Genomic DNA, 12,534 nt, shown 5'->3' with positions numbered 1-12,534 from the left:
AGGAGGAAAAAACAAGCTTGTATAAATATCAAATCCATACTGAATTTGCGAAATCAAAGAAAAAGATAGGAAAATTTTTAGTAAAAAGAAATCTTGACTATTGTATAAACTGTGGCGATTGTATCAGAGCCTGTTTATACGATGTTCATAAAAAACAACAAGAAGATATAAGAATAATGGCAGAACCTGATAGCTATAATTGTAAGGGATGTTTTCGTTGTATTGTAGAATGTCCCCGTAGAGCTCTTACTTTACATGATAATCCAAAACTCCTCAAACTAGGTGACTCTTATTATACTCCAAAGATAATCAAAACAATATGGAATGAAGCTGAGGATGGAAGAGTTCCAGTATCTGGTGCAGGATATAGAGGGGACTTTAGTGGACCAGGATTTGATAGTATATGGACTGATATGTCAGAGATTGTAAGACCGACCCGTGATGGAATTCATGGGAGAGAATATATCTCTACAGCGGTTGATCTTGGGCGAAAACTTCCTTACTTAAAATTTAAAACGAAAAAAGATTTGGATGGATTTCCACAAAATATTGAAATTCCTATACCTGTTCTATTTAACCCTCCTCCTGATGAATTTAAAAATAGATTTCTTCAATGGATAGTGGCCAATGCTGCTACAAAACTTGGGACATATGCTATCGTCAATGCGGATGATTACCAAGAATTCGATTATAATTTAATTCCGAGAATCTCTTCACACTCCAATCTTGATATAGAGTTGGTGAAAAGATCTAAAATAATTGAAGTGGATTATAAAGAGGATATTATAAAAGATTTGAAGACTTTGAAGAATCTAAATTCCAATGTCATAGTCTCAATACGGGTCCCATTAAAAAAGAGTTCTGATACATTGATCCTAGATCTTGTAAAAAAAGGAGCTGAAATATTACATCTTTATACTGATTATCAAGGAAATGAGTTTGAGAAAAATCCACGGTTTATTACAAATTCCTTAATATCGATCGATGATTTGTTAGTTGATAATTGTCTTCGTGATCAGATCACAATAATTGCAAGTGGTGGTATTGCCGCTGCTGAACATCTTCCGAAAACAATAGCTTGTGGAGCGAATATTGTAGGAATTGATTTTGCATATCTTATAGCCTTGGAAATGGTACAATTCGGAACTCCAATTCAGAGCTTCTCTCCAATAGATCTAGCAAATGTGGATTTTGATTGGGGAACTCAAAGAATAATAAATTTGATGAGTTCATGGAGAGATCAACTTCTAGAAGTACTTGGTGCGATGGGAATGAGAGAGGTTAGACGGCTTCAGGGAGAGACTGGTAGGATTATCTTTTACATTGATGAAGAAAAAGAACTCCGTTCTTTAGTTGGGTGATAATAAAGATGGTGCCCAAAAATGTTATAGTGGAACGAACTCCATCTGAATTTTGGAGTATTTCTAAGTATAAAGTATCTTATACCGATGCGTGTATCGATTGTAGTCTTTGTGAAAATATCTGCCCCTATGGAGTTCATATGAGATTGTCTGGACACCTTAAGATGCATCAACCGAATAGTTCCAACTGTATAGGGCCTAAATGTAAAGAGAATCCCTTTTATTGTGTATCCCTTTGCCCATACAATGCAATTTGTATTGAATCAAATTCAGATTATATGGTCCTAGGAGATTCTATGTGGACTAGAGACTTGCTTTTAGCAACGTGGTATCAAGCAGAAACAGGTGAGCCTCCTTCAGATATCGAATATCGAATTGGGAATTCAGGTGGGGGTTTCGATAATTTGAGATTTAAATTCGAGAAAGAGTTTAAGGACAGAATAGATAAAGAAAAAATCAAAACTTCAATAACACTGAATAAAAGATCTTATGGAGCAAGAATCAATATCCCAATTCCATGGTACAGTGCAGGGATGTCATTTGGTTCAATAAGCCTCAACATGATGTTGGCAAGGGCTATGGCTGCGCAAGCTTGGAATACTTTCGTAAGCACAGGAGAAGGAGGATATCCAGAACAATTGGTACCATATAAGGATAATGTTATTACACAACTTGCGACTGGGCAATTTGGTGTTACAGAAGAGACTATCAATTATGCAAGAATAGTAGAAATCAAATACGCTCAAGGAGCTAAGCCGGGTTTAGGTGGCCATCTATTAGCTGACAAAGTCACACCCGATGTCGCTAACCTTAGAGAGTCGGTACCTTGGCATACCCTTTTCTCGCCATTTCCCTTTCATAGTGTTTATTCTGTTGAAGATCATAAAAAGCATGTCGATTGGATTATTGCGATGAATCCTGATCCTGATATCTTAATTTCAGCGAAAGTTTCCAGTCCAACTGATATAGAGATGGTAGCTGTAGGATGTTATCACGCAGGTGTTAACATTCTTAATGTCGATGGTAGCTATGGTGGAACTGGAGCTGCACCAGATATTGCGAAAAAAAATATAGCAATGCCTATAGAATATGCAATCCAAAAAGTACACCGATTTTTAGTTGATGAAGGCGTAAGAGATGAACTCACCTTCATGGTAAGTGGTGGTATTAGAACCGCTTATGACATTGCAAAAGCTATCGCTCTAGGAGCTGATGGTGTCATCATCGGTACAGCAGAATTGGTAGCTTGTGGTTGCACTAGATGTGGAAACTGTGAGTCTGGAAGAGGATGTCCATATGGGATAGCTTCAACTGATCATGAACTTGTTGAACTTGTTCAACCTAATTGGGGCGCTCAAAGGATAAGTAATCTGTATTATTCATGGAACAATCAACTTATTGACATTCTTTGGAGGCTAGGTTTAGATGATGTAGCAGATTTGAGAGGGGCTGGCTTGTCAGAAAAATACAAAAAATATGGAGGTAAAGGTCTACTAAAATTTGGAGGATGATCGGGGATATTAAAGATAGATTATGTTGAAAAGATAATTAAATCTAGAGAAAAATTAGAACATAGACAAATTTCAAATTCCAAAGCTGAATCAGAGGGAGGTTGTGGAGTTGTGGGATTGGCATGTACAATACCAGTTGCGGGTCACCATTTACTTCAATCATGTAAACAAATGCATAATAGAGGAAATGGGAAGGGAGGAGGTATCGCAGCTGTAGGATTTTTACCTGAACAAATGGGTATTTCAAGGGCAATATTGGAAAAAGATTATCTTTTACAAATTGCTTATCTTGATCCTTCTTCGAGAAAATTGGTTGAAGATTCGTTTATCTTTCCTAACTTACAAGTGGATTATACCGAAAAAATACCTTCTTTAGATGACTATAGTCAAGTTCCAGGTTTGGAAATAAAACCACCTGATGTGATTAGATACTTTGTCAAAGTTGATGAAGATGTTTTAAATCGTTTTATTAAAAAAAATAATCTTGACGAAATGGAGCCCCAACAAATAGAGGATGAATTTATCTATCAAAATAGTTTTCAATTAAATCAAAAATTTTATGCTTCATTAGGAAAAAAGAGGGCTTTTGTTCTTTCCCATGGAAAGAACATGATGGTGTTAAAAATTGTGGGCTATGCAGAACAATTGATAAAGTATTATCGCCTTGAAGATATAAAAGCACATATCTGGATTGGACATCAAAGATATCCGACCAAGGGAAGAGTTTGGCACCCTGGAGGAGCACATCCTTTTGTTGGGCTTCATGAAGCTTTAGTTCATAATGGTGATTTCGCTAACTATGTAAGAGTAACAAAATATTTGAAGCAGAGGAACATATACCCCCAATTTCTAACTGATACAGAAGTCTCGGTATTGCTATTTGATCTCTTTAGTCGAGTTTATCGATATCCATTAGAATATATTATTGAAGCATTAGCACCAACAACTGAAAGAGATTTTCATATCCTTTCTGAGGAGAAAAGGAAAATCTATAAGATGATTCAGTTATCCCATATGATTGGTTCTCCAGATGGGCCTTGGTTCTTTATAATAGCAAGAAATGATCCCTATAAAAGACAACATCAAATGATTGGCATCACCGATACTTCAATGCTCAGACCACAAGTTTTCGCTTTACTGGAAGGTGATGTGAAAATTGGGGTTATATCCTCAGAAAAGCAAGCTATTGACGCTATATTAAGAAGTTTATCGGAAGAAGATAAGAATTTTCTTCCTATAGCTGATAAATATTGGAATGCACGTGGTGGTAGCCACACCGATGGGGGGGCTTTCATTTTCACAATAACAGAAAGTGAAGGAAATAAAAAAGAAAAAGAATTGAAATGTACAGATAAATTTGGGAAAGTTGTTACAACGATAAAAAATCCTAAGCAAATATACGATCAATCTAATCTAACATATTTTTCTCCTTTTGAGATTGAACATAAATTATCTGCTAATGCATTTGAGACACCCCAAAAAATGTATGATCGATTAAAGGATTTTCTTTACATCTATGATAACAATAATTTTGATAACCTTATAGATATCTTAAGAAAATATTCGAAAAAAGGAGATCAAGAAAAAAGGTTCACTATTGAAATATTGACAATTCTCATGGATCGGCACTGGAATATTGGTATTAAAAGAAGGAGTCTGATGTTAACACAAATTCAAGAAGAACTTAATGAAATCTTCAGTTCGACTCAACGAATTGGCACGAGTACTAGTTATCAACTAATTGATTGGCAGAGTAAAAATCTTTTACAAAGCCCCCAAGATCCATATCGAACTTTAATTATTAATATGGAAGATTTTAATCCAGAAGGGATAGATTCTGCATCTAAATTCCTAGTTAAAGCGTACAATCTTGGGTGGAAAAAAGTAATTGCATACAGTCTTCGTGGTCAAAGATTTATTGGTTGCGGTCTTGGACCTAAATCGGATATACGAATTGATGTCTATGGTAGTCCTGGCGATTATCTAGGCTCAGGCTTAGATGGTTCTAAAATTTACATTCACAGTGATGCGCAAGACCAAATCGGGCAAATAGTAAGGAGAGGAAAACTCGTTATTTATGGAGATGTAGGTCAAACATTCATGTATGGGGCAAAAGGTGGAGAAGTTTATGTATCCGGAAATGCGGCAGGAAGACCTTTAATAAACGCAGTCGGTAAACCACGAGTAATAATAAACGGTACTTGTCTTGACTACTTGGCTGAATCTTTCATGGCAGGTGATCCTTTAAAAGGTGGAGGTTTTGTAATTTTGAATGGAATACAATATAACGATCTTGGCGAAATTATTGAACAAGAAACTCCATATCCTGGAGGTAATCTTTTTTCGTTAGCATCTGGAGGGGCGATATACTTGAGAGACCCTCATAAATTAGTGACAGAAGATCAACTTAATAGTGGAAAGATCGTACAACTTACCTTTGAAGATTGTAAACTAATTCTTCCTTATTTGAAAGAAAACGAGAGGTTGTATGGGATTTCGGTCGATCGATTATTGACTGTAAATGGAAAGAAAAAGAGTATGTATGAAATTTATAGAAAGGTCGTACCAATCCCAATAAAAGCTCTCTCGAAGGTTGGTTAATGAAAAAATTAGATGATAAAAGATACTGAAATGAATTTATAATTGTAGATATACTTTGATTATAAATTCTAATGTTATCATTTTCCAAGATTTAATCCAAATATTTTTTTTCGCTAAATAAATAGAAAAGATATTAATCTAAGCTTTTGGAAAATCAATAGAACATTGAACCAAATCAATGAGAAAATTGATGTTCAATTTGATATATGTACCAGGTTGATGTACCCAAGACCTGTTGTATTGATCACGTGTATCGATAGTTCAGGAAAGCCTAATATAATCCCAATGGCTTGGACGATGCCAACATCATTCGATCCCCCTTTAATAGCTATAAGTATGGCCCTGAAAAGATACTCATATAAATTAATAACAGAAACTCGCGAGTTTGTAATCAATATACCGTCCAAAAAACTTGCTAAACAGATCGACTACTTAGGGAGTGTGTCTGGAAAGGACATAGATAAGTTTAAAAAATCAGGTCTGACAGCTTCGCCAGCTAAGATTGTCAAGCCACCTTTGATAAATGAATGTATAGGTCATTTAGAATGTGAGTTAGTCTTAAAGCTTGAAACAGGCGATCATATGATATTTGTTGGAAAGGTAGTTGCCGCTGAAGCTTTAAAAGATATTTTCAAAACGGATTACGATCTAGATAAAGCACAGATGATCTTAAGACACAAGAAAAAATATTTAATTTTAGATAAATATCTTCATTTTTAACTTTTCTTGAGCTTTGAAACAGCATCGATGATCTGATCCAAAATACTTGCTGCCTCTCCAGACTCTATTACGCATGCTGATGCAGCAGATACATCGATTCCAAGAGCCGAACCTATCTGGGCTTTACTCGGAACAAAGATAAATGTCACTTTTCTTTCTTCACAAAGTATAGGTAGATGAGCAACTATTTCAGGGGGTTCGACATCCTCGCTAATTACCACAAGTTTCGCTATGCCTCTCTCAATCGCTTTTGTAACTTCATTTGTTCCTTTTCTTATCTTTCCTGTTTGCCTTGCTTGACGTAATACTTCATAAGTCGCATCAATTAGCTCCTTAGGAGTCTCAAACTTTACAAAATAAGGCTTTGGGTTTTCACTATTTTGAGTTTGTTTTTCCGCATCCATTTTATTTATCATCTGCGGTTTGCGCATCGATTATCTTTTAGCTACTTGCTTATAAGGTAAACGCTAAAAATTTTTAAGTAACTTCAATAAAGATTCATTAAATTTTCGTTAAATAATATTGATACTTTAACTTTTTACAGATAAAATCTCGAAGTGTTTAACTAATAAAACAACGTCTTAGGTAATGCTAATTAAGGAACGGATCTATAAATGCTTATTGGGGTTATAGTCCTAAATAATTTATGTACATATATACAAGAAGGACGTACTGGAGCACAACCTCTTAACTACATAATGGAAATTACGTAATAAGAAACTATAAGGACGATATCTTAATAAATAATCTAGCTTCTTTAATAATTGTCAAATTACTACTTTTTACTTGTTCCTTAGCTTAAAATTTTTATTTCAATAGTCAAATATCCGTTCCTTAATAATGATAATGTATAAGAATACATATGCTTGATAGTGTACAATTATATACTCAATTCTAACATTTGAAAAAAAAAATCAAACATCTGAACACATTATGAACATATGAAGGTAGATAGTATATCCCATCCTTATCGAAAAAAAACCAAGTGGATTTTTTATCTTCAGTGATATAACAAGTCGAAAATAATGAATTACATTGAAGACTTAATACTTCCATTATCTTGTTTTTACTTTCAATAAAATTTCACTAATTTTAAATTTTAACCTCTATGCCTTTATTTTGTAAGAAATCCTTTACTTCCCTAATAGAATACTTTCTGAAATGAAAGATGGAAGCAGCTAAAAGCGTTGTGGCTTTGCCCTTGACTACTGCCTCTAATAAATGCTCTAATGTTCCCGCCCCCCCTGAGGCAATTATTGGTATCTCGACCGCTTCAGCAATAGATCTAGTAAATTCGAGATCGTAGCCCGATAAGGTCCCATCCTCATCCATGCTCGTAGGTAGAATCTCTCCAGCACCTAATTCTTCGCATCTTCTAGCCCACTCAACAGCATCTATTTTGGTTCCTTCAGTTCCTCCTTTTATTACAACCTCGAAGCCTTGGGGCATCTTAGGGTTCCTCTTACCGTCGATAGCTACTACGATCCTTTCTTTACTAAATTTTTTTGAAGCTTTTTTAATAAGATCAGGCTTTCTTACAGCAGCAGTATTTATCGATACTTTGCTAACACCTAGATCAAACAATTCTTCCATATCCTTCAAATTGGTAATCCCTCCTCCCACTGTTAAAGGAATTGAGATAACATTTATTACGTTTTTAACCCATTCAAGCCTTGTTTTTCTTCCTTCAATGGTCGCCGCAATGTCTAACATGGCAAGTTCATCGGCTCCCTCTTCCTCATAAAACTTCGCGTTTTTAATTGGGTCACCAGCATCCCGTAGATCTACGAAATTAACACCTTTGACAACTCGACCATCCTTCATATCTAGACATGGCATAATCTTTACAAAGACCAACTTTCACCACACTACAAATCTTAAGGAATCTTATTTATTTCTATTCTCATTATCTTGATGTATGGTAGATAAAAACCATATCATCCGATTTTGAATCTATACGCCCAAAGCCTACTCTCTCTAATTGTACTAATGAATTGATGGGTTCTTTTCCAAGGTTTTTTTCAGCTAAACCCTCAACTCTTTCTGCTGTAGGCATGATTAAGATCACCTTGATCAGGCATTTTATAGGGAGCCAATGAATAATTGGTGCTTTATGCAATTTTGCTTCTTGAATCGACCATCCCTTAAAATTCGCCGTAAGGCAGCCATCTCCAAATTTTACATCTCCTATATTCATGAGCCCCATTAACCTAACTATTGGTTTTAATAATAACTGCTCAACATCTGATCTAGATACGAAGAGAACTGCAATGCCCTTCTTCTGTGGAACTTTAAGCTTTCTATACCCTTTCGATCTATCATCAGGATGCTTTAATAGATTTGCCTCTATATCCTCCTTAACTCCATGAATATGAAGCTCGATCTCGTCAAAGATGGCAAAGTATCTAGATGCAATCTTATCTATAATCTGTTTGTTATAAGCATAGAGATTTGACCAACTTATTGTAACATCTACTGGCTTGATTCCTACATCATATATTAATTTCCTTATAGCGTCAGCTTGAATACCTCTACGCTTAAAAGCTAGGAAAGTTGCTAATCTGGGATCATCAAAATCCGTATATGAACCGTCTTCTACCCCTTGGACTATCTTGGATTTGCTTAATACGGCATCCTCCATCTTTAGCCTTCCATAATGGATCGCTATGGGGTACTCCCATTTTAAGTACTTATACATAAATTTCTGCCTAACTGTGTTAGTGAGATGTTCCTTACCCCTTATGATATGAGTGATGCCCATGAATTTGTCATCTATACCTGTTGAGAAGTTGTACAGTGGCCAAACATTATATTTTGAGCCAACTCTTGGATGCGGGTGCTTCATAGTGTCAATAATTCGTAAGGCGGGCCAATCTCTTACAGCAGGGTTCGGATGGCTAAGATCTGTTTTAACTCTGACTATAGCTTGTCCCTCTTTATAGCTCCCATCCAACATCTTTCTCCATCTAGTCATCTGTTCTTCAATACTTAGTTCCCTACACGGGCAAGCTTTTCCCAAAGTTATGTAGCTACGAAAATTAGTTGGATGGCAAGTGCAGATATACGCTCCTCTTACTTGGATTAACTTTTCTACAATATTATAATAAATATTAAGTCTATCACTTTGGATAAACTCCTCATCCCATTTACATCCTAACCATTCAAGGTCTTCTCTTATCAACTTATAAAAAATTAAAGATGCCTTCTTTAGCCTTGGATCTGTATCCTCAAATCTAAGAATGAATTTTCCTCCATATTCTCTAGCGTAATCGTGAGAGAGGATTATCGCACGGGCTGAGCCTAAGTGAAGCACACAATCTGGATTTGGAGAAAATCTGGTAACTATCGTAGAGTACATCTCAGAACTTGGAAGCAAAGGGAGTTTATTCTCTTTAACTCTATCTTGGATATCAATAATAGCTTCAGGGAAATTCGAATTGAGCATAGATTTTTGTTCATTTTGACTTAGTTGGTTGACTTCATCAACTACATCATTCACAATAGGATATAAATCCTTTGCGAGAATTTTTAGATTTGGCTTCTCGCCTATCACTTTCCCTAAGACTGCTCCTATTTTGCACTCTCCATTATGCTTATAGGCGTTTAAAAGAGCATGTTTAAGAATTATGCGCCTAATATCGGGCTGAATCTCTACCAAGTGACCAAACTTTACTTTAAGAATGCTTAATTAAATATTTTTAACCTTTTTTTTCTATAGATGAAAAATATTTGCTTATTGAACCCTTCTAAAGAATAAATTTCACTTGGCTTGAATCGTGTGGGATACATTTTTAGGTCTTATTTAATGACTTGAACAGCATTATTGACTGATTTGATGATATTGACGTTTATAGATTTCGAGTTACTATAAAATGAGTTAGCTCTAACAATGTCTCTTTTGAATGTGAATTAGGGAATCTTTTAAGAATTGATATCGCTTTATCGGTATAAAATTGGGCTTTACCCCTTACTTTATCGACTGCACCAGTCTTAGATATTATAGTTAATGCTTCATCCATTTCCTCTTGTTTGGCTTCTTTCTTTCCAAAAACTTTTTGAATCTTAAACTTATCATCTTGATTTGCAAGTTGTATAGCCATTAAAAGGGCATAAGTCTTCTTCCCTTCTCTAAGATCACTACCCACAGGTTTACCAGTCACTTTAGGATCACCTGCAACACCCAGGGTATCATCTATCAGTTGAAAGGCTATTCCAAGATACCTACCAAATTTAGCCATAGCTTTCTGATCCTCGTTTTTCGCACCTCCAATAACACTACCAACTCTACAGGCGGTCTCAAACAGCGATCCAGTCTTCTCTCGAATCATTTCCAAGTATGTTTTTATAGAGTAGAAGCGTCGTTCTGAAGACATCTTTAAATCCCTTACCTGTCCTTCACAAACCTTGATAGACGATCTAACCACTAACTCCAATACCTTGATTATAGTACTTTTACTAATCTTGAGTTCTTGCATCCCTGATATGATCGACTCAAAGACTTTTATGAATAAAATATCCCCTGCAACTATCCCAAGAGGTATACCGTATTTAGCATGTACGGTGGGCACACCATGTCGTATTAGATCATGGTCCATTATATCATCATGAACCAAAGTAAAGTTATGTAGGAGTTCAAGAGCTGCGGCAGCTGGTATTACCTTCTTTATATTACAGTCGAAGATTTCACAAGACTTTATAACGAGAAAAGGTCTTAACCTTTTTCCTCCCGCCCTTATTAAATGTGAGGAAGCCTCATACAGAATCTTCGGTTTACCCTCTAATATTGACAGAATGTATTTATCAACTTCAGATGCTGTTTTTTCTAATTGTTCAATTAGGCTCATTATTCAATCAATTATCTCAGCCATTCAACCAACTGTCCTGTGACCACGTATCTCTCACGTTCCATAGCTTGTATGTTACTACAACCTACTGCGAACATGGCTGTCTTCAACTCGTAGATAACCTTTTGTAAGAACGAAACCAATTCATCTTTAGAGATGTTTGCACGCTTTAACAAAGGTAGAGCCATACCTGACATACTTGCGCCTAAAACCAAGCTCTTGGCTATGTCCAATCCAGTTCTAATTCCACCTGATGCGATTATAGGGATCTTGACCGCCTTCTTCGTCTCTATCAAGCTGATAGCTGTTGGTATGCCCCAATCCCAATATAGTCGACCAAGATCAGACCTTTTTTTATCTCCGTTAGTCAAGGCCCGAAAATACTCTACAGCAGCCCAACTTGTACCTCCCGTTCCCGAGATATTGATCGCTGAAACTCCAGCCATTTCTAATTTGATAGCTACCTCTTTAGAAATCCCAAATCCTACTTCTTTAACTATAACAGGTATGTCCAAATAAGTCGTAAGTTCATGAATCTTGTTGATAACACCTTTATAAAACGGCTCCCCTTCAACCTGTAAAACCTCTTGTAAAGAATTTAAATGAACTACAAATGCGTTCGCTCCTATCATATCAATACACTTCTTTGCATCTTCTTTACTAAATCCTTTTACAAGTTGAGTAGCACCAATATTTGAAGCTAAAAATATATTTGGCCCTCTCTTTCTTACTATAGAATATGTTTCAGCCAAAGATGGAGTGGTAAGTCCTGCCCTTTGACTACCGATGACCATTCCTATTTTGAGCTCCTCAGCAGCTAAAGCTAGATTCTCATTTATCTTTAATGAGTTAGAAGAGCCACCAATCATGGCATCTATCATTATGGGAGCCGAAAATTTATGATTTAAAAATACTATTGATGTATCTATAGAATCGAAATTCAAATCTGGCAGAGCATTATGAATTAAGTGCACACATTCAAGGAGAGTAGTTGATGTCTTTGCTTCAACCTCTTTACCTAGGCAGATATCGATATGATCTGCTTTTCTCTTAGTTATCTCATCTTTCATTTCGAATCCCTTTTATTAAGGTACCTTTTATTCGTTCACCCTTCAATGCTTTGAGAATTCTTTCTGAATCTTTACCATTGATGAACAAAACATTTATCCCACTTTTTGCTATTCCCATTGCTTCTTTTAACTTAAGTATCATTCCTCCAGTAACATCCATGTCTGGAATCTTGAGCTTGATCTTTGTTATGTCTTCTGGCTTCAATTCATCTATAAGAGAGTCCGGTTGATTTACATCCTCAAATATGCCATCTACATTTAAAAGAAAAATAGCCCTCGAAGGTCGTAGAGTTACTGATAGCATCCTCATGATCTCATCCCCTGATAGTACATAAAACCCTCCTTCTCTTATTAGAACATCGCCATAAGTTATGGGTGTTAAGCCGTAATTGATTAGGAAGAAAAAAAGTCTTTTTTGTAATTCAAA

General features: G+C 35.8%; 10 protein-coding genes. 4 read left to right on the top strand and 6 right to left on the bottom strand.

Annotated features, from left to right (window positions below):
• Positions 1-17: 17 nt before the first annotated feature.
• The 4 genes from L6N96_00085 to L6N96_00070 all read left to right on the top strand — a co-directional run bounded on the left by L6N96_00085 (position 18) and on the right by L6N96_00070 (position 6,193).
• Positions 18-1,361, top strand: a complete 1,344-nt coding sequence (locus L6N96_00085) for a glutamate synthase-related protein (GenBank protein ID MCP8322566.1) — start codon at positions 18-20, stop codon at positions 1,359-1,361.
• 8 nt (positions 1,362-1,369) lie between these two features.
• Positions 1,370-2,872 (top strand): glutamate synthase-related protein, encoded by a 1,503-nt coding sequence (locus tag L6N96_00080; GenBank protein MCP8322565.1) that lies wholly within the window; start codon positions 1,370-1,372, stop codon positions 2,870-2,872.
• A gap of 111 nt (positions 2,873-2,983) precedes the next feature.
• Positions 2,984-5,473, top strand: a complete 2,490-nt coding sequence (locus tag L6N96_00075; protein ID MCP8322564.1) for a hypothetical protein — start codon at positions 2,984-2,986, stop codon at positions 5,471-5,473.
• Between the two features lie 219 nt (positions 5,474-5,692).
• Positions 5,693-6,193: a flavin reductase family protein gene (locus L6N96_00070; protein MCP8322563.1), complete on the top strand. Its 501-nt coding sequence runs from the start codon at positions 5,693-5,695 to the stop codon at positions 6,191-6,193.
• Here L6N96_00070 and rpl7ae read toward each other — a convergent pair.
• The 6 genes from rpl7ae to L6N96_00040 all read right to left on the bottom strand — a co-directional run.
• Entirely contained in the window at positions 6,190-6,597 is a 408-nt protein-coding gene (gene rpl7ae / locus L6N96_00065; protein ID MCP8322562.1) for a 50S ribosomal protein L7Ae, read from the bottom strand. The two genes, L6N96_00070 and rpl7ae, sit on opposite strands and share 4 nt — an antisense overlap.
• Positions 6,598-7,285: 688 nt before the next feature.
• Complete coding sequence (hisF, locus tag L6N96_00060) at positions 7,286-8,050, bottom strand: imidazole glycerol phosphate synthase subunit HisF (protein ID MCP8322561.1); 765 nt, start codon at positions 8,048-8,050, stop codon at positions 7,286-7,288.
• Between the two features lie 49 nt (positions 8,051-8,099).
• Positions 8,100-9,851 carry a glutamate--tRNA ligase gene (locus tag L6N96_00055; protein ID MCP8322560.1) on the bottom strand — a complete coding sequence of 584 codons (1,752 nt, stop codon included), beginning with the start codon at positions 9,849-9,851 and terminating at the stop codon, positions 8,100-8,102.
• A 190-nt stretch (positions 9,852-10,041) separates the two neighbouring features.
• A complete protein-coding gene (locus L6N96_00050; protein MCP8322559.1) occupies positions 10,042-11,037 on the bottom strand; it encodes a polyprenyl synthetase family protein in 996 nt (331 codons plus the stop codon).
• An 11-nt stretch (positions 11,038-11,048) separates the two neighbouring features.
• Positions 11,049-12,107, bottom strand: coding sequence for a type 2 isopentenyl-diphosphate Delta-isomerase (gene fni, locus L6N96_00045; protein MCP8322558.1), 1,059 nt, complete (start codon positions 12,105-12,107; stop codon positions 11,049-11,051).
• The coding region (locus L6N96_00040; GenBank protein ID MCP8322557.1) for a hypothetical protein at positions 12,097-12,534 on the bottom strand (438 nt) is incomplete at its 5' end. The genes L6N96_00040 and fni, both read right to left, overlap by 11 nt.

The sequence above is a fragment of the Candidatus Methylarchaceae archaeon HK02M2 genome (genome assembly GCA_024256165.1).
Lineage (GTDB): Archaea > Thermoproteota > Nitrososphaeria > Nitrososphaerales > JACAEJ01 > HK02M2.
Note: the sequence above shows the minus strand (reverse complement) of the source record. Positions and strands in the feature narration are given on the sequence as shown.